Origin of the sequence: Amycolatopsis sp. YIM 10, from assembly GCF_009429145.1 — a bacterium.
Taxonomy (GTDB): Bacteria; Actinomycetota; Actinomycetes; order Mycobacteriales; family Pseudonocardiaceae; genus Amycolatopsis.
In genome coordinates, this window is sequence record NZ_CP045480.1 from 52,241 (window position 1) to 75,438 (window position 23,198).

At 70.2% G+C, this 23,198-nt stretch carries 19 protein-coding genes and 1 pseudogene; 11 read left to right on the plus strand and 9 right to left on the minus strand.

All coding sequences use genetic code 11. The features are described 5' to 3' along the window. Positions 1-44: 44 nt before the first annotated feature. Both YIM_RS00265 and YIM_RS00270 read right to left on the minus strand, forming a co-directional pair. Complete coding sequence (locus tag YIM_RS00265) at positions 45-1,097, minus strand: patatin-like phospholipase family protein (protein WP_228004473.1); 1,053 nt, start codon at positions 1,095-1,097, stop codon at positions 45-47. 4 nt (positions 1,098-1,101) lie between these two features. Further along, positions 1,102-1,854, minus strand: coding sequence for a FadR/GntR family transcriptional regulator (locus YIM_RS00270; RefSeq protein WP_153028417.1), 753 nt, complete (start codon positions 1,852-1,854; stop codon positions 1,102-1,104). A gap of 84 nt (positions 1,855-1,938) precedes the next feature. Between YIM_RS00270 and YIM_RS00275 the strand changes: the two genes are divergently transcribed. Genes YIM_RS00275 through YIM_RS00310 form a run of 8 tightly spaced genes read left to right on the plus strand, consistent with a single transcriptional unit; the run spans position 1,939 to position 10,281 of the window. Further along, positions 1,939-3,432 (plus strand): ABC transporter substrate-binding protein, encoded by a 1,494-nt coding sequence (locus YIM_RS00275; protein WP_153028418.1) that lies wholly within the window; start codon positions 1,939-1,941, stop codon positions 3,430-3,432. Then, positions 3,429-4,376 (plus strand): ABC transporter permease, encoded by a 948-nt coding sequence (locus YIM_RS00280; RefSeq protein WP_194239996.1) that lies wholly within the window; start codon positions 3,429-3,431, stop codon positions 4,374-4,376. Before YIM_RS00275 ends, YIM_RS00280 begins: the two co-directional genes overlap by 4 nt. Next, on the plus strand, positions 4,373-5,179 hold the full coding sequence (locus YIM_RS00285; protein WP_153028419.1) for an ABC transporter permease: 807 nt from the start codon (positions 4,373-4,375) through the stop codon (positions 5,177-5,179). Before YIM_RS00280 ends, YIM_RS00285 begins: the two co-directional genes overlap by 4 nt. Beyond that, positions 5,166-5,933 carry an ABC transporter ATP-binding protein gene (locus YIM_RS00290; RefSeq protein ID WP_153028420.1) on the plus strand — a complete coding sequence of 256 codons (768 nt, stop codon included), beginning with the start codon at positions 5,166-5,168 and terminating at the stop codon, positions 5,931-5,933. Before YIM_RS00285 ends, YIM_RS00290 begins: the two co-directional genes overlap by 14 nt. Beyond that, positions 5,930-6,688: an ABC transporter ATP-binding protein gene (locus tag YIM_RS00295; RefSeq protein ID WP_153028421.1), complete on the plus strand. Its 759-nt coding sequence runs from the start codon at positions 5,930-5,932 to the stop codon at positions 6,686-6,688. Before YIM_RS00290 ends, YIM_RS00295 begins: the two co-directional genes overlap by 4 nt. Continuing rightward, entirely contained in the window at positions 6,685-8,121 is a 1,437-nt protein-coding gene (locus YIM_RS00300) for an aldehyde dehydrogenase family protein (protein WP_153028422.1), read from the plus strand. Before YIM_RS00295 ends, YIM_RS00300 begins: the two co-directional genes overlap by 4 nt. Further along, a complete protein-coding gene (locus YIM_RS00305) occupies positions 8,118-8,882 on the plus strand; it encodes an SDR family NAD(P)-dependent oxidoreductase (protein ID WP_153028423.1) in 765 nt (254 codons plus the stop codon). The genes YIM_RS00300 and YIM_RS00305 overlap by 4 nt, the downstream gene beginning before the upstream one ends. Positions 8,883-8,898: 16 nt before the next feature. Next, positions 8,899-10,281 carry an amidase gene (locus tag YIM_RS00310; protein WP_153028424.1) on the plus strand — a complete coding sequence of 461 codons (1,383 nt, stop codon included), beginning with the start codon at positions 8,899-8,901 and terminating at the stop codon, positions 10,279-10,281. Here the strand turns inward: YIM_RS00310 and YIM_RS00315 are convergent. The 7 genes and pseudogenes from YIM_RS00315 to YIM_RS00340 all read right to left on the minus strand — a co-directional run bounded on the left by YIM_RS00315 (position 10,232) and on the right by YIM_RS00340 (position 16,465). Continuing rightward, the gene (locus YIM_RS00315; RefSeq protein WP_153028425.1) at positions 10,232-11,461 is read right to left on the minus strand and encodes an MFS transporter; all 1,230 of its coding nucleotides are present in this window, start codon (positions 11,459-11,461) and stop codon (positions 10,232-10,234) included. The two genes, YIM_RS00310 and YIM_RS00315, sit on opposite strands and share 50 nt — an antisense overlap. Positions 11,462-11,500: 39 nt before the next feature. Next, on the minus strand, positions 11,501-12,781 hold the full coding sequence (locus tag YIM_RS00320; RefSeq protein WP_153028426.1) for an aminotransferase class I/II-fold pyridoxal phosphate-dependent enzyme: 1,281 nt from the start codon (positions 12,779-12,781) through the stop codon (positions 11,501-11,503). 24 nt (positions 12,782-12,805) lie between these two features. Next, a complete protein-coding gene (locus YIM_RS00325) occupies positions 12,806-13,462 on the minus strand; it encodes a DUF4276 family protein (protein ID WP_153028427.1) in 657 nt (218 codons plus the stop codon). Continuing rightward, a complete protein-coding gene (locus YIM_RS48860; protein WP_370469056.1) occupies positions 13,455-14,261 on the minus strand; it encodes an AAA family ATPase in 807 nt (268 codons plus the stop codon). The genes YIM_RS00325 and YIM_RS48860 overlap by 8 nt, the downstream gene beginning before the upstream one ends. 176 nt (positions 14,262-14,437) lie before the next feature. Beyond that, positions 14,438-14,506: pseudogene (locus YIM_RS49900) on the minus strand (hypothetical protein); the annotation flags it as partial. 37 nt (positions 14,507-14,543) lie between these two features. Continuing rightward, positions 14,544-15,398 (minus strand): CoA ester lyase, encoded by an 855-nt coding sequence (locus tag YIM_RS00335; protein ID WP_304505979.1) that lies wholly within the window; start codon positions 15,396-15,398, stop codon positions 14,544-14,546. Continuing rightward, positions 15,395-16,465, minus strand: a complete 1,071-nt coding sequence (locus tag YIM_RS00340; RefSeq protein WP_153028428.1) for a CoA ester lyase — start codon at positions 16,463-16,465, stop codon at positions 15,395-15,397. Before YIM_RS00340 ends, YIM_RS00335 begins: the two co-directional genes overlap by 4 nt. 46 nt (positions 16,466-16,511) lie before the next feature. On the opposite strand from YIM_RS00340, the gene YIM_RS00345 reads away from it, so the two are divergent. From YIM_RS00345 to YIM_RS00355, 3 genes are read left to right on the plus strand one after another with little or no spacing between them, the layout of a single operon-like run. Beyond that, entirely contained in the window at positions 16,512-18,536 is a 2,025-nt protein-coding gene (locus YIM_RS00345; RefSeq protein WP_228004475.1) for a serine/threonine-protein kinase, read from the plus strand. Continuing rightward, positions 18,533-20,707, plus strand: coding sequence for a serine/threonine-protein kinase (locus tag YIM_RS00350; protein ID WP_153028429.1), 2,175 nt, complete (start codon positions 18,533-18,535; stop codon positions 20,705-20,707). The genes YIM_RS00345 and YIM_RS00350 overlap by 4 nt, the downstream gene beginning before the upstream one ends. After that, a complete protein-coding gene (locus YIM_RS00355) occupies positions 20,698-22,983 on the plus strand; it encodes a serine/threonine-protein kinase (protein ID WP_153028430.1) in 2,286 nt (761 codons plus the stop codon). Before YIM_RS00350 ends, YIM_RS00355 begins: the two co-directional genes overlap by 10 nt. Positions 22,984-23,198: the final 215 nt, after the last annotated feature.

Genomic DNA, 23,198 nt, shown 5'->3' on the forward strand with positions numbered 1-23,198 from the left:
CAGCCTAGGAACTCCAGTTAAGTGGAGGTCAAGGACCGTGGAGGTCAGCCGAGTGGCGATTCCGGGTACGGGTAGCCCTTCGGTGGTTCGGCGTCGGGCACGACGTGCTTGCGCATGGCCGCGTCGGTCACCGCGTAGCCCCAGTTGATCAGGGCGCGCTGGATGTTGTGGTCGAGCCGGTGCAGACGGGTCGGCACGGCGGCCAGCCGGTCCGACTTCTCCTTGGGGGCCGGCAGCGTGTCCGGCATCTCGAAGTCGTCGATGTCGCTGGCCGCGGCCCAGTAGGTGCCGTTCGCCTCACGGTCCACATAGGACTCGACCAGGGCGCGCTTGCGCAGTGAGCGCACCTGGTTGTCGATCACGTCGAGCACCCGGAGCAGGTGCAGCACCCAGTTCCGCTTGACCTTCGGCTGGAAGTCGAACTTCTGCCCGGCGTCGCTGACCAGCACCGTGTCGCAGCGCGGCATCACCGGGTCGAGGCCGAGGTTGTCGAACACCCCGGCGTCGCTGAGCATGGCGCGCTCCGGCAGCCCGCTCTCGCGCTCGCTCGCGCTGGTCGGCACCACCACCGGCGACAGGAACGGCGGGAAGGCCGAAGACGCGGCGACCGCGGTGGCCAGCAGGATCGGCTCACCCGCAGCGGTCGGCGGCTCCTTGTCGCGGTAGAACCACCAGAGTTCACCGTTCTGCAGGTTGGTCGCGTTGAACACGAACTGCGGTGACTCCGGCAGCTCGCTCATCCGCAGGTCGCCGAGCAGGTGCTTGCGCAGCGCGGCGATCACCTCGTCGCCGATCGACCGGCCAGGCAGCAGCAGTCCGCGCAGCACCACGCGGACGTCGAGGTTCCGGTCGGCCAGCCGCCGCAACGGCTCCACCACCGCGGGCCCGAAGTTCGCCGCCACCCCGTCCTGGAACTCCAGCTCCGGCCACGCCCTGGCCAGCGCGCCCGCGGCGATCGACCCGCCGGAAACGCTGGAGATCACGTCCAGCCGGGACAGCACACCCAGTTCGTTGAGCCGCCACAGCGCCCCGGTGTGGAAAAGCATCGCGCGATACCCGCCGCCGGACAGGCAAAGCCCGATGCTGTCTGTGCTCACCGGGTCATTCTGCCGCGTCCAGCAAGGGGAACAACAGGGGTCGATCGTCCGGCGGAACGTAGTCGGCGTAATGGTCGAAGATCGCGCGCCGTGCCAGCCGTTGCGCGCGCTCGCCGTCGCGGGCGCGGACCGCCTCGAGCACTTCGCCGTGGTGCGCCAGCCAGGCCGACATCAGCGCGCGGCGGTCGTCCGCGTGCGAAAGCTTGTCCTCGATCAGGTCGAGCACGATGCCGCGGACCACCTCACCGCACACCACGATCAGCGTGTTCTGCGTGGCGCGCGCGATCGTTTCGTGGAAGGCGATGTCGGCGCGGCTGAACTCCTCGTAACCGCGTTCCGCCGCGACGGTCATCGCCGCCATCGCCGCGTCCAGTTCGGCGAGCTGCTCGTCCGTGCGCAACTGCGCGGCCAGCAGGTACGCCGAGCCTTCCAGCAACATCCGGAACTGCAGCAGCTCGGCCAGGCTCATGCCCTCCGCGCGCGCCAGCCGGTGCATGGACTTGTGCAGGTGCGCCGGGGAGGCGGGCAGGATCTCCGGCCCGCGCGGGTCGCCCGGCTTCGAGCGGATCAGCCCGCCGGCCTGGAGCACCCGCAGCGCCTCGCGCACGGTCGACCGGCTGACCCCGAACTGGGCCATCAGCTCGCGTTCGCTGGGCAGCCGTTCCCCGACCTTCAGGCGGCCGCTGAACACGGCCTGTTCCACCTGCTCGACGACCCGTTCGTAAGCGCGGACCGTGGCGACCGGCTCGAACTCCATCCTGGGGCACCCCTTGACCTGTCGCGGGGGACGGTGCTTTTCTACCGATTACTGGTCCGACCAGTCTACTAGGTTGGAGGAGCGATGAAAGCCCGACTTCTCGCCGCGGCGCTCGCGCTGCTGCTGGTGGCCTCGGGCTGCTCCGCGGGTTCGTCCGCCTTCGTGCCGGACGACGGGTCCACGCTCGCGGTCGGTTTCGCCGCCGAGCCGCAGAACTTCGACTTCACCCGTACCGACGGCGCGGCCATTCCGCAGGCTCTGCTCTACAACGTCTACGAGGGCCTGGTGAAGCTCGACGACCAGGGCCGGGTGGTGCCGCTGCTGGCCGACTCGTGGACGGTCAGCCCGGATCGCCTCGTCTACGACTTCGCGCTGAAGCCGGGCGTGCTGTTCAGCAACGGCACCGAATTCACCGCCGAGGACGTGAGGTTCTCGATCAACCGGGTGAAGACCGACTGGACCATCTCGATCAAGTCCAAAATGGACGTCGTGGACCGGGTCGAGGTGCTCGACCCGCTGCACGCCAGGGTGGTGCTGACCAAGCCGAGCAACGCCTGGCTGTTCGACATGGCCAGCCGCGTCGGCGCCATGTTCACCCCGACCGGCATCGAGGACCTGGCGAACAAGCCGGTCGGCACCGGCCCGTACGAGGTGACTTCGCGGCGGCGCGGCGACTCGATCGTGCTCCAGGCGAACCGGCGCTACCGCGGCCCGGAGCCGACATACCGCACGGTGTACCTGAAGTACTACAAGGATCCGACCGCGCTGAACAACGCGCTGCTCAGCAACGGAATCGATGTGATCGGCACGATCACCGCGCCGGACTCGATCCCGCAGTTCGAGGCGGACAGCCGGTTCAACGTCGTGCAGGGCACCACGAACAGCGAAGTGGTGCTGGCCTTCAACAACAAGAAGGAACCGCTGAACGACGTGCGCGTGCGGCGCGCGCTGACGCTGGCGATCGATCGCAAGGCGCTGCTCGCCACCGCGTGGGCCGGGCGCGGCACGCTGATCGGCAGCATGGTCCCGCCCACCGATCCCTGGTACGAGGACCTTTCCGGCGCCTATCCGCACGACCCCGCACAGGCGCGCGCCCTGCTCGCCGAAGCCGGGAAGCCCCAGCTGAACCTGCGGTTGCGCATCCCGAACCTGCCGTACGCGATCTCCAGCGCGCAGGTGGTCCAGTCGCAGCTGGCCGAGGTGGGCGTCACGGTGACCATCGAGCCGCTGGACTTCCCGGCGGTGTGGCTCAAGCAGGTGTTCACCGACCACGACTACGACCTGTCGATCATCCAGCACGTCGAAGCCCGCGACATCACCACGTTCGGCAGGCCGTCGTTCTACTGGGGCTACGACAGCAAGAAGGCGCAGGACCTGCTGGCGCGGGCCGACCGCGGCACGCCGGAGGAACAGGTCACCGCGATGCGCGAGGTGGCGCGAACGCTCAGCGACGACGCCGCCGCGGACTGGCTGTTCCTGTTCCCGAACGTGGTCGCGGCGAAGAAGAAGGTGACCGGGATCGTGCGCAACCAGGTCAGCGAGTCGTTCGACCTGACCACGCTGGGGAGGTCGGAGTGACCGCCCGGATCCTGCGGCGCACGGCCATCTTCGCCGTCAGCCTGCTCGCCGCCTCGATCGTGGTTTTTGTCTTCACCGCGGTGCTGCCCGGTGACCCGGCCCAGGTCGCGCTCGGCGTCAACGCCACCCCGGAGCTGCTCGCGCAGACACGCGCCGAGTTCGGCATCGACCGGCCGCTGGTCACCCAGTACCTCGACTGGATGGGCGGCGTGCTGACCGGCGACTTCGGCAGGTCCTACGTCACGCGCGACGCGATCGGACCGCAGCTGGCCGACCGCCTCGGCGTGACGCTGTGGCTGGTCGGCGCCGGGATGCTGGTGGCGGTGCTGATCGCGATCCCGTTCGGGGTGCTCGCCGCGGTCCGGCACCGCCGCGCCAGCGGCACGGTGGTCTCGGCGGCTTCGCAGCTCGGCATCGCGGTGCCCGCCTTCCTCGCCGGGATCCTGCTGGTGCAGGTGTTCGCGGTGCGGTTGCAGTGGTTGCCGTCGGGCGGGTGGACCCCGCCGATCCAGGACCCCGGCGAGTTCCTGCGCGGCCTGATCCTGCCCGCGCTGTCGCTCGGGGTGGTGCAGGGCGCGGTGCTCACCAGGTACGTCCGGTCGTCCGTGCTGGACGTGCTCGGCGAGGACTACCTGCGCACCGCGCGGTCGAAGGGGCTGATGCCGGGCCAGGCGCTGATCCGGCACGGCCTGCGCAACGCGGCGGTCCCGGTGGTCACCGTGCTGGGGCTGCAACTGACCACGCTGCTCGTCGGCGCCGTGGTGGTGGAACGGGTTTTTGTGCTGCCGGGCCTCGGCAGCATGCTGCTCGACGCGGTCTCCGCCCGTGACCTGCTGACCGTGCAGGGCATCGTGCTGGTCCTGGTGGCCGGCGCGCTGCTGGTGAACTTCCTGGTCGACGTGCTCTACACCGTGCTCGACCCGAAACTGCGAGGTGCGCGGTGAAGATCGGCGGTGTTCTCGTCGGGCTCGTGGTGCTCGCGGCCCTGCTCTCGTTCATCTGGACGCCCTACGACCCGCTGGTGGTCAGCGCCGGGGAACGCCTGCTGGGGCCGACCGGGGAGCACGTTTTCGGCACCGACAAGTTCGGCCGCGACGTGGCCAGTCAGATCATGGTCGGCGCGCGCACCACGCTCTACGTCGGTGTGGTGGCGGTCGGCGTGGCCGCGGTGATCGGCACGCCGCTGGGCATTCTCGCCGGGATGTCCCGGCGCTGGCTCGGCGAGTTCATCATGCGCGTCAACGACCTCGTGCTCGCCTTTCCCGCGCTGCTGCTGGCGATCCTGTTCGGCGCGGTGTTCGGCGCCGACACGCTCACCGCGATGATCGCGATCGGCATCGCCACCGTGCCGTCGTTCGCCCGAATCGCCCGCTCCGGCACGTTGCGCGTGATGAACACCGAGTACGTGCTCGCCGCTCGCGCGGCCGGGCGGTCGAAGTGGCACATCGCGGTGCGGCACGTGTTCCCGAACATCTCCGGCTTGCTGATCGTGCAGTCGTCGGTGTCGTTCGCGATCGCCGTGCTGGCCGAGGCCGCGTTGTCGTTCCTCGGTTTCGGCACGCGGCCGCCGACGCCGTCGTGGGGGCGGATGCTCCAGGAATCGCAGGAACTGCTCGCCGTGCAGCCGAGGCTCGCGCTGGTGCCCGGGATCGCGATCGCCATCGCGGTGCTCGGCTTCAACCTGCTCGGTGACGGGCTGCGCGACCGGTTCGACCCGAAGCTGGAGGTTCGCCGTGTTGCGGGTTGAGCACCTCTCCATCGAGACCGGCGGCCACGGCCTCGTCCACGACGTTTCGTTCACAGTGGACAGTGGCGAGCGGGTCGGCCTGATCGGCGAGTCCGGTTCCGGCAAGTCGCTGACCGCCGCGGCGGTGCTCGGCCTGCTGCCCTACGGCGTGACCGCCACCGGCACCGCCGAACTCGACGGCCGTGACCTGCTCCGCGCGTCGGAACGGGAGCTGAGCGGGCTGCGCGGGCGCGAGATGGCGATGGTGTTCCAGGAGCCGATGACCGCGCTGAACCCATCGATGCGGGTCGGCAACCAGGTCGCCGAGGTGATGCGGGTGCACCGCACGCGGCCGGACCGGCGGTCGGCGAAGCGCGCCGCGATCGACCTGCTCGAGCAGGTACGGCTGCCCGACCCCGAGCGCATCGCGCGGGCCTACCCGCACCAGCTCTCCGGTGGTCAGCGGCAGCGCGTGGTGCTCGCGATCGCGCTGGCCAACAATCCCTCGCTGCTCATCTGCGACGAGCCGACCACCGCGCTCGACGTCACCGTGCAGGCGCAGATCCTCGACCTGATCCGCGCCGGGGTCGAAGGCAAGGCGCTGCTGTTCATCACGCACGACCTGGCCGTGGTCGCCCAGGTGTGCCAGCGCGTGCTGGTGATGCTGGACGGCCGGATCGTCGAGGAGGGCCCGGTGCGCGACGTTTTCCTGACGCCGGAGCACGACTACACGAAGAAGCTGCTGGCGGCGTCGGACCTGGAGGCGCGGCGATGATCGAAGTCCGTGAGCTGCGGCGCGAGTACCACCGGGTGGCGGCGTTGCGCGGGGTGTCGTTCACCGTCGAGGCCGGGCAGCGGTTCGGCATCGTCGGCGAGTCCGGCTCCGGCAAGTCCACTTTGGTCAGACTGCTGGCCGCGCTGGACCAGCCCACTTCCGGGGAGATCCACTTCCAGGGGCAGCGGATCGACGGGGTGCCGGAGCGGCGGCTGCACTTCCTGCGGTCCTCGCTGCAGATCGTCTTCCAGGACCCGATGGGCTCGCTGAACCCGCGGATGCGCGTACGCGACATCATCGCCGAGCCGCTGGGCCGCGCCGCCGGCCGCGCGGACCGGGTGGCCGAACTGCTCGACGCGGTCGGCCTGCCCGCCGATGCCGGAAGCCGCTACCCGCACCAGTTCTCCGGTGGACAACGGCAGCGGATCTCCATCGCCCGCGCGCTCGCGCCCCGGCCCGCCGTGCTGCTGGCCGACGAGGCGGTCAGCGCGCTGGACGTGTCCGTGCGCGGGCAGATCCTCGATCTCTTCGCCGAACTCGCCGACCGTTTCGCGTTGACGCTTGTGTTCGTCTCGCACGACCTGTCCGTGGTGCGGCACCTCTGCGACGCGGTGGCGGTGATGCGAGCGGGGGAGATCGTCGAGCTGGGCCCGGTGGACCGGGTCTACGACACGCCGGAGCACGAATACACCCGCGACCTGATCGCGGCGGCGCCGACATTGCGGAAAGTACTGAGCGAGATCGAGGAGAACTGATGCGGTATCCGGACGGCCTGCCGATCGGTACCGGCTGGGTGTCCACTTCGGACACCCAGCCGGTGCGGTTCCCGTTCGACGGGAGCGTGGTCGCCCAGGCCCCGGTCGGCACGGCGGAACTGGCTGCGCGGGCGCTGGACGAGGCGGTGGCGGTGGCCCCGGTGGTGGCCGCGCTGCCTTCGCGCACCCGCCGCGCGGTGCTGACCGGCGTGCGCGACCGGCTGGCCGCGCGCCAGGGCGAACTGGTCGAGCTGCTGGTCGCCGAGACCGGGAAACCGCTGGTCGACTGCCGGGTCGAGGTGGCGCGCACGCTGGTCACCTGGGAGGCCGCGGCCGAGGAGGTGGCGCGGCTGCACGGCGAGACCGTGCCGCTCGACCTGCTGCCCTCCGGTGACGGCCTGGTCGGGTTCTGGACCCGCAAGCCGATCGGCGTGGTGGTCGGCATCGCCGGGTTCAACTACCCGCTGCTGCTGGCCTCGCACAAGATCGCGCCGTCGATCGCGGCCGGCTGCCCGGTGGTGGCCAAGCCGGCGCCCGCCACCCCGCTGGCCACGCTGTGGCTGGTCCACCTGGTGCGCGAGGCCGCCGAGGAGGCGGACGCGCCGGTGTCGATGGTCCAGCTGGTCACCGGCGACGTCGAAGTCGGCTCGACGCTGGTCACCGATCCGCGTGTCGGCGCGGTGTCGTTCACCGGGTCGGCGGCGGTCGGGCACCGGATCGCGCGCGACGCCGCGCCCCGCAAGACGTTGCTGGAACTGGGGTCCAACGCGGCGCTGGTGGTTGCCGAGGACGCGGATCTCGACGCCGCCGCGGATGCCGTGCTGCGCGGTGGTTTCTACGCGTCCGGCCAGGCGTGCATCTCGGTGCAGCGACTGCTGGTGGTCGATTCGGTGGCCGACGAGTTCACCGCGAAACTGCTCGCGCGTCTGGGTGAGGTGGTCATCGGTGACCCGCGAGAGGAGACCACGAGGGTGTCCGCGCTGATCGACGAGCGGTCGACGCGGCGGGTGCTGGATTGGGTGGACAAGGCGGTCGCGGCGGGGGCGAAGGTGCTCGGCGGTGGTGGTGCCGATGGTGGCATCGTGCGGCCGACCGTGCTCGCCGACGTGCCGGAAGACGCCGACTGCTGGGCCGAGGAGATCTTCGGACCGGTGGTCTGCCTGCGTCGGGTGTCCGATGTGGATGAAGCGTTCGAACTGGTCAACGCGTCGCGGTACGGGTTGCACGCGAGCGTGTTCAGCCGCTCGCTGAACACCGCGTTCCGCGCGCTGGACCAGCTGGAAGTGGGTGGTGTGGTGGTCAACGAGGTGCCGGGGTTCCGGTCGGACACGATGCCCTACGGCGGGGTCAAGGACTCCGGCATCGGGCGGGAGGGGCCGCGGTTCGCCGTCGAAGAGCTGACGGTGACCAGGATGGCGGTGATCCGTCCGTGAACTACGAGAAGTTGTTCCGGCTCGACGGGCGCCACGCGGTGGTGCTCGGCGCGGGCAGCGGGATCGGGCGCGAGTCGGCGAAGGCGCTGGCCGCGCAGGGCGCGTCGGTGGTCTGCGCGGACCGCGACGCCGGGACCGCGATCGCCACCGCCGAGATGATCGGCGGCGAGTCCTACGAGATCGACCTGCTCGACAGCGACGCCGTGCACCGGGCCGCCGCGGATCTCGGCAACGTCGACATCGTGGTGCTGACCGCCGCGATGAACGTGCGCAAGCGCCTGCTCGACTACTCGCACGAGGAGTTCGAGCGGGTGGTCGGGCTGAACCTCGGCGCCACCTTCGAGGTGGTGCGGGCGTTCGGCGCGCGCATGGTGGAGCGCGGGACCGGCAGCATCATCGGCTTCTCGTCGATCCGCGGCACCACGGTCGAACCGGGGCAGGGCGTCTACGCGGCCACCAAGGCCGGGCTGGTGCAGCTGTTCCGCACGGCCGCCGCCGAGTTCGGCCCGGCCGGGGTGCGGGTCAACGCGATCGCGCCCGGCGTGGTGGAAACCCCGCTCACCGCGCAGATCAAGGCCGACGCGGACTGGTACCGGGCCTACGCCGAGAAGGGTGCGCTCGGCCGGTGGGCGAAACCGGAGGAACTCGCCGGTGCCGTGGTCTACCTGGCCTCCGACGCGTCGACCTTCGTCACCGGCTCGGTGCTCGCGGTCGACGGCGGCTGGACCGCCGTCGACGGCCGCTTCACCCCGCCCGCCTGAGTTGCCTGGAGGACGCATGACCGAGCTGCCCGATCTCCCCGCCACCGAACTCGTCGCGGCCTTCCGCGCGGGCACGGTTTCCCCGGTCGAGGTGACCGACGCGGTGCTCAACCGCATCGAAGCACGCGAGCCGGAACTGCACGCGCTCTACGCCTACGACCCGTCGTCCGCGCGAGCGCTCGCGAAGGAGTCCGAGGCGCGCTGGCAGGCGGGGGAGCCGCTCGGCCCGATCGACGGCGTTCCGTTGACGCTCAAGGAGAACATCGCCACCGAGGGCACGCCGGTGCCGCTGGGCACGGCCGCCTCCGAACTGCGGCCCGCGCCGGAGGACGCCCCGGTCGCGGCGCGCGTCCGCGAATCCGGCGGGGTGCTGCTGGCAAAAACGACCATGCCTGACTACGGGATGCTGACCTCGGGCCTGTCCAGTTTCCACACCGCTTCGCGGAACCCTTGGGACGTCTCGAAAACCCCCGGCGGGTCGAGTGCGGGAGCGGGTTCGGCGGCGGCCGCGGGTTACGGTCCGCTGCACGTCGGCACCGACATCGGCGGCTCGATCCGGTTGCCGGCCGGTTGGTGCGGACTCGTCGGGCTGAAGCCGAGCTTCGGCCGGGTGCCGGTGGATCCGCCCTACATCGGCCGGGTCGCCGGACCGATGACCCGCACGGTCGCCGACACCGCGTTGCTGATGGACGTGGTCGCCCGGCCGGACGCCCGCGACCACATGAGCCTGCCCCCGGCGGAAATCCCGTGGCACGAACTGGACTTCGACGTGCGCGGCCTGCGCATCGGCCTGCACACCGAGCCGGGCGCCGGGCTGTCCGTCGATCCGGCCACGCTCGCCGCGGTCACCGAGATCGCTCGTCGGCTGGAGCAGGCGGGCGCGGTGATCGAGCCGGTGGACCCGTTCCTGACCAGGGACCTGCTCAACGGCCTCGACGTGTTCTGGCGCATCCGCGCCTGGTCCGACATCAGCGCGCTGCCCGCCGAGCGGCAGGCGAAGGTGCTGCCGTACATCGCCGACTGGGCACGCGCGGCGGCCGGCGTCGACGGACTGACCGGGTACCGCGGCTTCTCCTGCATCGACACGATGAACGCGGTGACCCTGCGTGCCACCGAGCCCTACGACTTCGTGCTCTCGCCGACCTGCCCGGTCTCCGCGCCACCGGCGGAGTACGCCTCGCCGACGAACGATCCCGAGAAGCCGTTCGAGCACATCGCGTTCACCGTGCCGTACAACATGTCCGGCCAGCCCGCGGTCTCGGTCAACTGCGGCTATACCGGCGATGGCCTGCCGATCGGGTTGCAGATCTCGGGCCGCCGCTTCGACGATCTCGGTGTGCTGCGCCTGGCTACGGTTGTGGAGCGGGTTCGGCCGGAGCAGCGTCCCTGGCCCGTGTGACCAGTTTCAGCGAACGCCAGGCCGCCGCGGTCACCACGGCCATCACCGCCGCCGAACCCCAGAACGGCGCGGTGATGCCGAACGAGGCCGCGATCGGCCCGCTGATCAGGCTGCCCAGCGCCGCGCCACCGACGGAGAACACCATGTAGGCGCTGTGCACCCGGCCACGCAGCTGGTCCGGGACCACCTTCTGGCGCCAGGAGATCGCGATGGTGCCCCAGAGCGAGCCGTGCACCCCGAAGATCACCAGAATCACCGCGGCCACCCAGGCCGTCTGCGTCAGCGCGAGCCCGACGTGGGTCAGCGTCTCGATGGTCAGGCCGACCCGCAGGATCGACGAGTTCGAGAAGCGCGCCTGCAACGGGGCGGCGATCGCGGTACCGATCAGGCCGCCGACGGCGGTCGCGGTGAGCAGCACGCCGAAGCCGACTTCGCCGAGGCCGAGCCGTTCGCGCGCGTAGAGCACCAGGATCGCGAACGCGGCCATCAGCGTCACGTTCATCAGGCAGATGGTCACCGCGAGCATGCGCAGCACGCGGTGGTTCGCCAGCCAGCGCACACCTTCGGCGAGTTCGGCCCGGATCGGGCGCTTCTCCGGCGGCTGGCCGGTGCGCTGCCCGCTCTTGATGCCGAGCACCAGCAGCCCGGCCACCACGAACATCACCGCGTTCACGCCGAACGGCACCGCCGCGGCCAGCGCGAACAACGCGGCGCCCAGCGGGGGCGCGGCGAACTGGTTGGCCACCATGTGCACCGCGATCAGCCGGGCGTTCGCCTTGGGCAGCAGCGGTTCCGGCACCACGGCCGGGATCATCGCGTTGGAGGCGTTGTCGGCCAGCGTTTCCGCGGTGCCGACCAGGAAGAAGGCCAGGTAGATCAGCCAGACCGTGGCCACCTCGGCCTGGATGGCCACGGCCAGCCCGCCGATCACCAGCGCGCGGAACCCGTTCACCACGGCGATCAGCTTCCGCCGGTCCAGGCGGTCCACAAAAACACCGCTGACCAGGGAAAGCAGCAGCCACGGCAGTTGCTGGGCGAAGGCGGCGGCCGCGACCAGCCGGGGATCGCCGGTCAACGAGGCCATCAGCAGGGGACCGGCGGCCAGCGCCACCCCGTCGCCGATGTTGGTCGCCGCACTCGCCGACCAGAGCCTGCCGAAATCCGCCCCCATTTTCCCCATCCCCCCAAGCTATTTCGCTTGGGGAGATGAGGCCATCGATTAAGCCTGGCGTTCGCCGACCGCGAGACGCACGCAGACCGCGAGCCCGCGCGTGGCCGCCTCGACCTCTTCGATCTTCGGGAAGGTCGGCGCGAGGCGGATGTTGCGGTCACGCGGGTCGTCACCGAGCGGGAAGGTCGCGCCCGCCGGGGTGAGCTTGACGCCCGCCTGCCCGGCCAGTTCGACCACGCGCTTGGCGGTGCCGTCCGGCACGTCGAGGCTGATGAAGTAGCCGCCCTCGGGCTTGGTCCAGCTCACGCCGTCCGTGTCGCCCAGTTCGGCTTCGAGAATGGAGAGCACCAGGTCGAACTTCGGCTGCACGATGTGGCGGTGGCGGCGCATGTGCTCGGCCACGCTCTTGGCGTCCGGCAGGAAGCGCGCGTGGCGCAGCTCGTTGATCTTGTCCGGGCCGATGGTGCGCTTGCTCAGGTGCGCGAGCAGCCACTTCACGTTCGCCTCGGAGCCGCCGAAGAACGACACCCCGCTCCCGGCGAGGGTGATCTTCGAGGTCGACGCGAACACGAACGGGCGATCCGGGTGGCCCGCCTCGGCCGCGAGCTTGAGCACGTCGGCGATCTCCACCTCGGTGTCGGTCAGGTGGTGCACCGCGTAGGCGTTGTCCCAGAACAGCCGGAAGTCGGGCGCGGCGGCCGGCATCGCGGCCAACCCGGCGACCACTTCGTCGGAGTAGGAGGTGCCGGTCGGGTTGCTGTACTTGGGCACGCACCACATGCCCTTGATCTGCGCGTCCTCGGCGACCAGGCGCCGGACCTCGGCCAGGTCGGGGCCGTGCTCGCCGAGCGGCACCGGGATCATCTCGATGCCGAACCGCTCGCAGATGGCGAAGTGCCGGTCGTAGCCGGGCACCGGGCAGAGGAACTTGATCGACTGCCCGGCCCACGCCGGACCGTCGGTGGTCCCGTTCAACAGCGCGGCGACCACGGTGTCGTGCATCAGCGCGAGGCTGGAGTTGCCGCCGGTGACCAACTGCGCGGCGGGGATGCCGAGCACCTCGCTCCAGATCTCACGCAGCTCGGGCAGGCCCTGGAGACCGCCGTAGTTGCGCGTGTCCGTCCCGTCGGCCGCCCTGAACCCGGCGGCGCCGGGGAGGTCGAGCAGCTCGGTGGACAGATCCAGCTGGTCGGGCGAGGGCTTGCCACGGGTGAGGTCGAGCTTCAGTCCTTGGGCGCACAGCCGCTCGTGCTCTGCCCGCAACGCGGTGAGATCGGTCAAGGTGCTTCCTAACGGGGAGGGGCCGTCTTCGCCCTGATTGTCGGCCATCCCCTCCCCGCCCGTTCCGCCAGGTCAGCCCAGCGCTTCGAGCCGCGTCAGCCAGCCCGCGAAATGCGGGCACTGCCGTTTGAGCCCTTCGATGCCGAGGTCCTCGATGGCCAATGGCCCTTCGACCACCTTGGCGTAGCCGTCGCAATACGCGATGAGCCGCTTCGATGGCGCGGTGTCGGGGGAGTCGTTGATGAGTTCGGCTCCGCCCGCGGCTGCTATGTCGTGCTTGAGCCCGTCGGCCAGTTCGGGCGTCCAGCGCAGTTCGGCCAATTCGGTCCCGGCGGCGAACACCCACGTCTCGGTCTCGTGGAGGATCAGGTGCGGGAGGAACCGGTGATCGCCGACCGCGGCCACCAGAGCCCGCTCGACGTGGCGTACCCGATCGGCGGCCGAACCGGTGGGCCGGTCCGCCATGCCGGGCGCGTCGGCCGGAAAGCCGTAGTAGTCGAACAGGGTCGTCAGCACGCGCAGCTTGGTGCTGCCGAGCAGCATCCGGATGTCGCGTTCGATCTTGGCCCAGCTGGTCACACCCCCGCGGCGGGCGTCCGCGGACTGCTTGGTCCGCACGATCGAGGAGGTGACGATCCAGCCACGGGCGGCGAGGTACGGGCTGAGCACGAGCCGGACGACTTCTTCCTCGGTCTGTCCTTCGACCAGCAGGTGCAACCGGTCAGGCATCGGTGATGCTGCCCCGCGTCCCCGGCTGACCGCCGATCACGTGCTTCTCCCACAGCTCACCCAGCGAATACTCGTCCAGCCAGTCCCGCAGCCGCTCCGGGTCGGGCCGGGTGAAGACCGACCCGCCCAGTTGCTCGTCGCGTTCGACCACGATCAGGTCCTGCACGCTGAACTGGTTCATCAAGGTGACCGACTGGGTGGCGAGCAGGACCTGGCTGCGCGCGGAAGCCTGCTTGATCAGGTCCGCCAGCAACACGATGGCCGACGGGTGCAGTCCCAGTTCCGGCTCGTCGAGCACCACCACCGCGGGCAGCTTCGGCTGCTGGAGCAGCGTCACCAGGCAGACGAACCGCAAGGTGCCGTCGGACATCTGATTGGCGGAGAACACCGCGTCGGAGCCTTGCTGCCGCCAGCGCAGGAGCACCCGATCGCTGCTCTCCGGAACCAGCACGAAGTCGTCGAAGAACGGTGCGATCAACCGAATGGTGCGAACGATGCGCTGGTAGGCAGCGCTTTCCTGAGCGTCCTCACTGGACTGAAGGCTCAGCAGTACCGCCGCCAGGTTCCCGGCATCGTCGCGCAGGGAAAGGTTGTCGGCCGTCGGTACTCGCTGCTTGACCGGTGCGTCGCGGCTCGTGTCCTGGAAGTGGAACACCCGGCAGTGGCGGAGCAGTTCGAGGATCGGCTCGTCGTGCAGGTACGACTCGCGATGGCCACCCTTGTATGGCTGTTCGGGCGAAAGCGCGCCCGCGACCTGCTCGATGCCGAAGATGAGTTCATCGTCGGCCGCAGGGAGCAGCCCGGCGAGATAATCGGCACCCGCATCCGGATCCGTTCGGCACCGTGGTGCAACAGCGCGGCAGCGCCACCGGAGAGGCCCACGAACAGGCCGAGACGACGTTCCGCGATCCGGCCGAGCAGTTCGAAGGCGTGCACGAAGTTGCTCTTGCCCGCACCGTTGGCGCCGACCAGCACGTTCAGTGCGCCGAGGTCGACCGTGGCAGAGCGGATCGAGGTGAAGCCCTCGATCTCGATCGAACGCAGTCGGCCGGTCGTGCGCCAACTCTAGGCGGTGCGGTCCCTACTCCGCCTTGCCGATGGCTTCGGCCAGGTCCAGGATTCGGCGGGCGTTCTCCACGTGCAGGTTTTCGATCATCCGCCCGTCCACCGTGACCACGCCCTTGCCCGCGGCCCGTGCCTCTTCGAAGGCGGCGGTGATCTTCCGCGCCGACGCGATCTCCGCGTCCGAAGGGGCGAAGATCCGGTTGCACGGCTCCAGCTGCGCCGGGTGGATCAGGGTTTTGCCGTCGAAGCCGAACTGGCGGCCTTGTACGCATTCCGCTTCGAAGCCTTCGACGTCCTTCACGTCGTTGTAGACGCCGTCCAGGATCACCTTGCCGGTGGCCCGCGCGGCGAGCAGGGCCAGCGACAGCCCGCCGAGCAGGGGCGCCCGGCCCGGCACGAACTCCGCGTGCAACTCCTTCTGCAGGTCGTTCGTGCCCATCACCAGCACGGTCAGCCGGTCCGACGCCGCCGCGATCTCCGCCGCGTGCAGCAGGGCGACCGGGGTTTCCAGCATCGCCCAGATCTTCGTGTGCTCCGGGGCACCACCCAGTTCCAGCGCCCGCTCGATGTTGTGCACCTCGGCCGCCGAGTTCACCTTCGGCACCACCACCGCGGCCGGACCGGCCTGCGCGGCGGCGCGGAGATCGGCGTCGTGCCATTCGGTGTCCAGGCCGTTGACCCGGATCGTCACCTCGCGCGAACCGTAGGAACCGGCGGCGGCGCACACCCGTTCCCGCGCCGCCTCCTTGGCGTCCGGGGCGACGGCGTCCTCGAGGTCGAGGATGAGCGCGTCCGCGGGCAGCGTCTTCGCCTTCTCCAGCGCGCGCTCGTTCGCACCGGGCATGTAGAGCACGGACCTGCGTGGTCTCAAGAGACAGCCTCCTGGGTGGCCTTGTCGTAGGCCTCGGCCAGTTCCGGGTCGGAAGCGGCCAGCGCGTCGGCCAGTTCCGCCACCACCCGGCACTGCTTCACCGAGGCGTCGTCCTGCATCTTCCCGTCGATCATCACCGCGCCGGTGCCGTCACCCATCTCGGCGATCACCCGGCGCGCCCACGCCACGTCCTCCGGCGACGGCGAGAACACCCGCTTCGCGATGTCGATCTGCGCCGGGTGCAGGCTCCACGCGCCGACACACCCGAGCAGGAACGCGTTGCGGAACTGGTCCTCGCAGCCGACCACGTCGCGAATGTCCCCGAACGGCCCGTAGTACGGCAGGATCCCGTGCATCGCGCACGCGTCGACCATGCGCGCGACCGTGTAGTGCCAGAGGTCCTGCTGATACGTCGTGCGCCCGGCGGTGAGGTCCTCGCCGACCGGGTCGGTCCGCACGAGGTAACCCGGATGTCCGCCCCCCACCCGGGTGGTCTTCATCCGGCGGCTCGCGGCCAGATCGGCCGGTCCGAGCGAGATGCCCTGCATGCGCGGGCTGGCCCCGGCGATCTCCTCGACGTTGGCCACCCCGGAGGCGGTCTCCAGGATCGCGTGCACCAGCAGCGGCTCGGTCAGCCCGGCCCGCGCCTCCAACTGCGCCAGCAGCCGGTCGACGTAGTGGATGTCCTGGGCACCCTCCACCTTCGGCACCATGATCACGTCGAGCTTGTCGCCGATCTCGGTGACCAGGGTGATCAGGTCGTCCAGCACCCACGGCGAATCGAGGCTGTTCACCCTGGTCCACAGCTGCGTGGAGCCGAAGTCGTTGGCCTTGGCGATCTCCACCAGCCCGGTGCGCGCGGCCTCCTTGCGGTCGGCCTTCACCGCGTCCTCGAGATTGCCCAGCAGCACGTCGACCTTCTTGGCGATCTCCGGCGCCTTCGCGGCCATCTTCTCGTTGCTCGGATCGAAGAAGTGGATCATGCGCGACGGCAGCGCGGGGATCTGCCGGACCGGCTCCGGCGCCCCCACGGCGAGGGGTGCGAAGAAGTCCTTCGGCGAGCGCATCGAGCCTCCAACGGGTTGGCGTACCGACGGGTAACCCTAACTCTGGTTGCCGGGAACCGCTGCGGTGTACGTCACCTCCAAGGAGGGGACAAAGGAGGCCGGGGTGAGCGAGCCGGGGTTAACGGAGCTGGAGACCCTCGGCGACGGCAACTTCGGCCGGGTGGTGCTCGCCCGCCAGGACAGCACCGGCGCGCAGGTCGCCGTCAAGTACCTCTTCGACTGGTTCCCGCTCGACGAGTTCCGCGTCGAAGCCGCCGCCTGGCAGCAGCTGACCAGCCCGTATGTGGTCCGCCTCCACGAGTTCATCGAGTCCTCGCGCGCGCTGGTGATGGAGGCGGTGCCCGGCGTCTCCCTGCACCGCCTGCTGCACGACAACGGCGCGCTGCCGCCGGAAGCCGCGCTCGCGGTGTTCAAGAACACGCTGCTCGGCCTCGCCGACGCGCACGCCGCCGAGCTGGTCCACCGCGACCTCAAGTCCGCGAACGTGCTGGTCGCCGAGGACGGCCAGACCAAGCTGGTCGACTTCGGCACCGCCGCGCTGGCCGGGGAGTCCGGCACCCAAGCAGCCGACATCTACGCCGCGACATGCGTGTTCTTCGAATGCCTCACCGGGCACCCGCCGTACGAGGCGGACGATCCGGACGCGCTGCGCCACCTGCACCGCTACGCGCCCATCCCGTTCGGCGAGGCACCGGAACCGCTGTGGGGACTGCTCAACTGGGGCATGGCGAAGGACCCGGCGTACCGCCCGGCCAGCGCCGAGCAGTTCGCCGACGCGCTGGAAGCCGTGGCAACCGAGACCTACGGCAAGAAGTGGGAGCGCAAGGGCCGGGCGGTCCTGGCGGCCGACCCCGCTTCCGAAGCACCCGCGGGCGGCCTGTTGCTGAAGAGCGGCGCGGTCGTGCTCGGCCTCGCGGTGATCGCGGCCGGGGTGGTGTTCGTGGTGACCGCGGAAGAGGAGCCGCCGCCCGCCGCGCCGCCGCAGGCGTTGCAGCAGGTGCTGACCGTCGCGGTGGAACCGGTGTCCGAGCGCGAAGGCACCTTCGCCATCGAAGGCGACATCGTCCAGGTGAACGGCTACCAGGACCTCCTGGCCGGCTCGCGGGTCAACCAGGCGTTGCGCCGGCCGTTCGACGACCACCGCGAGAAGTTGCGCACGGACAAAAAGGCCGGGACCTCGAAACCGCAGATCGTGCTGCAGACCGACGAGCTGCTGTCGGTGCGCTACGACAACGCGTCCGGCGGCGGCGAGCAGCCCTACACCCGGACCGTCACCATCGCGCTCGACGACGGCAAGCCCTTGGGCGTGCGCGAACTGCTGACGCCGGACGCGCTGACCGACAACGGCATCAACCAGATGTCCCAGCGGCTCGATCTCGGACGCCGTTGTGAAAACAAGAAGCTGACCGTCGACGAGCTGGTGCTCGCGCTCGCGCCGGACGGTGTGCTCTTCGTGCTCGCCTGCAAACCCGAAACCGTGCTGCTCCCGTACGCGCGGATGACCGACCTGCTCGCCCCGGAGGTTCTCAAACTGCTCCCCGACCAGCGTTCGGTGCCACCCGCGCCGACCACGACGACCCCGCCGCCGAAGGACGAGGCGTTCCGCTTCGGCGGGCTGAACCTCCGCCTGCCCACCCGCTTCTCCCAGCAGAACCAGGGACTGGAGAAAGTCGTGGTGGACGGTGCCGGCTGCGCGGATCCCAAGCGCTACTACAACTGCAAGTACTTCCTGGTCACCGACAACACCCAGGCCAGCGAGGAACAGCCCAAGTACGAACCGGGCCGGCCCTACCGCCGCAGCGCGAACGGCCGCGCGTGCAACGCCGTCGGCCGCAAGGACCTCAAGCAGGAGGGCGCGGCCGCACTGGTCGACAGCGCCACGGTGAAGGTCGGCGACCAGGACGCGACCTACGAGAAGTGGACCGTGCAGTGCGTCAAGCCGGGCACCGCCGAAAGTGAGGCCGAGTTGACGCAGCGCATCTGGTTCGTGCCGTCGAAGAACGTGGTCATCGAGGACGAGTGGGGCGTGGCCGAGCTGGAGGACGCGCTGGCGAAGGCGGTCTGGCGGTGAGCGAATGGTCGCTCCCGGGCTTCACCGAAGTGAAAGCACTGGGGGAAGGCGGTTTCGGCCGCGTGGTGCTGGCTCGGCAGGACGGTACGGGCGCCGAGGTCGCGATCAAGTACCTGTACGCCGAGCACCTGGCTGATCCGCGGCTGGTGGACGCGTTCCGCCAGGAGGCGCGGGTTCTGTCGCAAGTGGTCAGTCCGCATGTGGCGCGGTTGCACGAGTTCATCGAGACGCCTGAGGGTGCGGCGATCGTGATGGAGGCCGTGCCGGGTGTGTCGCTCAGCGCGATCCTCACCGCGGAAGGGCAGCTGACGCCCGAAGCGGCGCTGGTCGTGCTGAAGGGTTCGCTGCTCGGCCTGTCCGCCGCGCACACCGCCGGTGTGGTGCACCGCGACTACAAACCGGACAACGTGCTGGTCCAGCCGGATCGCCGGAGCAAGCTGGTCGACTTCGGCATCGCCGTGCTGGCCGGGGAAACCGGGCTGTCGGTCGGCACCCCGGGTTACATGGCGCCGGAGCAGTGGGCCGGGAACGCGGCCACCCCGGCGACCGACGTGTACGCGGCGACCTGCGTTTTCTTCCAGTGCGTCACCGGAAACCGGCCATATCACGCGGACGACCGCGACACCCTGCGCAATCTGCACATCTACGCGCCCATCCCGTTCGGTGAGCTGCCGGAGCCGCTGTGGCCGCTGGTCGAGCGCGGGATGGCGAAGGATCCGGCCCGGCGACCGGAAACCGCGGCGCTCTTTCTCGCCGAACTGGAGTCCGCGGCGGTCGAGGGTTACGGGCCGGACTGGGAGGACCGGGGCTGGACCCGGCTGGCCCAGCGCGCGGGCGCCCTGCTCGCGGTGTCCCCGCTGGCGATGCTCGCCGGTGCCACCGTGCTCGCGCCTGCCGGTGCGGGAGCCGGTGCCGTCGCCGGATCTGGTGGCGTGGTCGCCGCCGGTGCCGGTGGTGGGGTGCTGGTCAAGGCGGGCGCGATCCTGGTCGGCGCGGCGCTGGTCGGCACCGGCGCGGTGATCGTGGTGAACTCCACCGGCGAGAACCCGGCCCCACCGCCGCCGACACCCGCCATCGAGCAGGTCGCGATGACCGCGGACGTGCGCAACCGCACGGAGAACTTCGGCACCTTCGACTTCAACGGGCAGTACGTGGCGATCAGCGGGCTCGCCGATCCGGCCGTGCAGGAGCGGGTCAACCAGGCGCTGATGGCCCCGGTCGACGGCTGGATCGACTACGTCCGCGAAATCAACCCGGATCCGGCGACCGACACCCCGCACCTGAGCACCAAGGCGGAGATCCGGCGCCAGGACGACAAGGTGCTCTCGGTCAAGTACACCCGCAGCATCGACTCCGTGCAGTTCGGCAACCGCGGCGGGTTCAGCATTCGCGGGGTCACCGTGGACCTGAAGACCGGCGAGGTGATCGACGCGCCCAAGGTGTTCGCGGACGCGGCGGCCGGCCAGGCCGGGACGACCGAGCTGGAGGAACGGCTGCTGGCCCGTTCGCCCGGCGGCTTCTGCGGCGGGGGGACCGTGCACGAGCCGATGGAGCCGCGGCACCTGACCGAGCCGTACACCGCGGGCGACGGCGACCCGGCGGTCCAGGCGATCTTCGCCACCGAGGCGGTCGAGTTCGACGTCTACGGCTCGGCCTTCGGCGGTCCGATGGCCTGCGACCACCAGACCGTCGTGGTGCCCTACGCCGATCTTGCCGACCTGATGGCGCCGGGCACCGCCGAGCTGCTGAACACCGGCGCGGCACCCGCCGAACAGCGCCTCGACCTCGGCGCGTTCACGCTGACCGTGCCGCAGGAGTGGCGACTGTCCAATGAGTCCGCCACCGGCAGGCTGCTCGCGCGGGCCGCCGACTGCGTCGAGGACGGCTGCCCCGGCGTCCGGATCCACTACCGCTCAGCGGTCGAGCACAAGCGCGGCGAACCGTGTACCCGGGCGCCGGACCAGCTGATCACCGGCGCCGAGCGGCTCAAGCAGGAACTGCGCCCGTTCGGCACGAAGAAGGCCGCCTACGAGGAGTGGCGCATCACCTGTTCCGGTGGCGCGGATTTTGTCGAACGGTCGTGGACGCTCCCGAAGACGGGGATCATCTTCGCGGACGACTGGAACACGCCCGGTCTGGACAAGATCCTGGAGAGTGCGACGTGGCGGTGAGCGAGTGGGCGCTGCCGGGGTTCACCGAGGTGGACCGGCTGGGGGAGGGCAGTTTCGGCCGCGTGGTGCTGGCCCGGCAGGACAGCACCGGGCACACCGTGGCGATCAAGTACCTGTTCGCGCGGCACTTGAACGATCCACGGCTGGTGGACGCGTTCCGCCAGGAGGCGCGGGTTCTGTCGCAAGTGGTCAGTCCGCATGTGGCGCGCCTGCACGAGTTCATCGAGACGCCCGAGGGCGCGGCGATCGTGATGGAGGCCGTGCCGGGCGTGCCGTTGCGCGCGATCCTGACCAGTGACGGCACCCTCGAACCGGAAGCCGCGCTGGCGGTGCTGAAGGGCTCGCTGCTGGGCCTGTCCGCCGCGCACCACGCGGGCATCGTGCACCGGGACTACAAACCGGACAACGTGCTGGTGGACACGCACCGCCAGAGCAAGCTGGTCGACTTCGGCATCGCGGTGCTCGCCGGGCAGCCGGGGCTGTCCGTGGGCACACCCGCCTACATGGCGCCGGAGCAGTGGACCGGTTCGGCGGCTTCACCGGCGACGGACGTCTACGCGGCGACGTGCGTGTTCTTCCAGTGCGTGGCCGGGCACCGGCCGTTCGAAGCGGACAGCACGGAGGTCCTGCGCAACCTCCACGAGTACGCGCCCATCCCGTTCGGTGAGGCGCCCGAACCCGTGCGCGGCCTGATCTCGCGCGGCATGGCGAAGAACCCGGCCGAGCGGCCCGCCTCCGCCGACGCCTTCCTGACCGAACTGGAGTCGACCGCGGTCGCCGCGTACGGCGAGGACTGGGAGGAACGCGGCTGGGGCAGGCTCGCCCAGCGCGCGGGCGCGCTGCTCGCGTTGTCGCCGCTGGCCATGCTCGCGGGTGCTTCGGTGCTGGCCCCGGCGGGCGCGGGCACGGCCGCCGTCGCGGGTTCCGGCGGCGTGGTCGCCGCCGGCGCCGGTGGCGGGGTGCTGGTCAAGGCGGGCGCGATCCTGGCGGGCGCGGCACTGGTCGGCACCGGCGTGATCGTGGTGGTGACCAACTCCGGTGAGGACCCGCCGACCCCACCGCCGGTGGTGCGGAACGTGGCGCTGCAGGTGAACACCAACGTCACCACGGACCGCGCGCCGGGGTCCACTGTGGACGTCAACGCGCGGTTCCTCAGCGTCAGCGGTGGTGCCGATCCGGCCGTGACCGAGCGGATCAACGCCGCGCTGCGGGCGCCGGTGGACCGCTGGGTGGCCGAGATCAGCCGGGCGGCGCCGAACTGGGGGCCGAACACCGGCGGTCCGGCCACGGTCGGCAACGAGCCGGTGATCGGCCTGCAGAACGACGACCTGCTGTCCGTTCGCTACGACCACAAGGTGACCAACGCGCCGCACTCCACCTGGACCTTCGAGAGTTCGGCGCTGACCTTCGACCTGCGCACCGGCGAACTCATCCCGCTGGACCAGCTGATCGCGCCGGAGAAACTGACCACCCCCGGCATGGCGGAGTTGGCCGGCGCGATCTGGCCGGAGGGCGACCCGTGCAACGAACGGGGTGGCACCCCGGTCATCCCGGTCGACACGCTGCGCGAACCCGATTCGGTCGGGCGGCCCTTCGAGGCGATGCTCACCCCGGACGGCGTCCAATTCACCGTGGAGATGCAGACCTTCGGCGGCTCGACCGCGTGCGGGGTCAGCGATCGCAAGGTGTCCTACGACGCGCTCGGCGGCCTGCTCGCGCCCGCACTGCTGGCCAAGGTGGACGCGAAGCCGCCGTCGTCCGGCGCGCCGTCGAGCGGACCGGCGCGGCCGGGGGAAAAGCTCGATGTGGGCCCGCTCACCATTACCGGCCCAGCCACCTGGACGAGCCGTGCCCAGGGTTTGGAACAAGTGATCGTCGACGCCTCGGAATGCGCCGATCCGGTGAAGTACTTCAACTGCCCGTACTTCATGGTGACCGACAACACAAAAGCGAATTCCGAACAGCCCGCATACGAACCCGGAAAACCTTATCGCCGCAGTGCGAACGGTCGCGCCTGCAATGCCGCCGGGCGCAAGGACCTGTGGCAGGACGGCGAATCGACGCTGGAAGAGGCCGCCTCGACCCAGGTCGGCGGGCGTGAAGCCCGGTTCGAGCGGTGGATCGTGGAATGCGTTCCGCGCGGTTCCACCGGCGGTGCGAGCGGGGTGCGGATCACCCAGCGAATCTGGTTCGTGCCGTCGGCGAACGTGGTGATCATGGACGAGTGGAACACGCCGGGACTGTCCGAGATCCTCAATTCCGGCGAATGGAACTGAGCCCGGCGAACCCACCGTTCGGCGGGGTCTCACCCGCTTGGCCGCACCGCCGGGCCGAAGTCCGATGACCGCCCGTCGACCGGTCACCGATGGCTGACTGCCGCCGATCGCAGGTGACCGGTTGACGTGGCGCCATCCCCTGACCGCCCTGGTACCAAATTCATGTGCCTCTTTTCACGAGGCGCGGAACTCCAGTGCAGGGCGAGAAGGAAAGA

Bases quoted from the DNA above. Each gene is read 5' to 3' on its own strand.
- YIM_RS00295 (WP_153028421.1), top strand. From the start codon at position 5,930: ATGATCGAAGTCCGTGAGCTGCGGCGCGAGTACCACCGGGTGGCGGCG.
- YIM_RS00340 (WP_153028428.1), bottom strand. From the start codon at position 16,465: ATGCGCTCGCCGAAGGACTTCTTCGCACCCCTCGCCGTGGGGGCGCCG.
- YIM_RS00275 (WP_153028418.1), top strand. From the start codon at position 1,939: ATGAAAGCCCGACTTCTCGCCGCGGCGCTCGCGCTGCTGCTGGTGGCC.
- YIM_RS00325 (WP_153028427.1), bottom strand. From the start codon at position 13,462: ATGCCTGACCGGTTGCACCTGCTGGTCGAAGGACAGACCGAGGAAGAA.
- YIM_RS00315 (WP_153028425.1), bottom strand. From the start codon at position 11,461: ATGGGGAAAATGGGGGCGGATTTCGGCAGGCTCTGGTCGGCGAGTGCG.
- YIM_RS00320 (WP_153028426.1), bottom strand. From the start codon at position 12,781: ATGGCCGACAATCAGGGCGAAGACGGCCCCTCCCCGTTAGGAAGCACC.
- YIM_RS00310 (WP_153028424.1), top strand. From the start codon at position 8,899: ATGACCGAGCTGCCCGATCTCCCCGCCACCGAACTCGTCGCGGCCTTC.
- YIM_RS00270 (WP_153028417.1), bottom strand. From the start codon at position 1,854: ATGGAGTTCGAGCCGGTCGCCACGGTCCGCGCTTACGAACGGGTCGTC.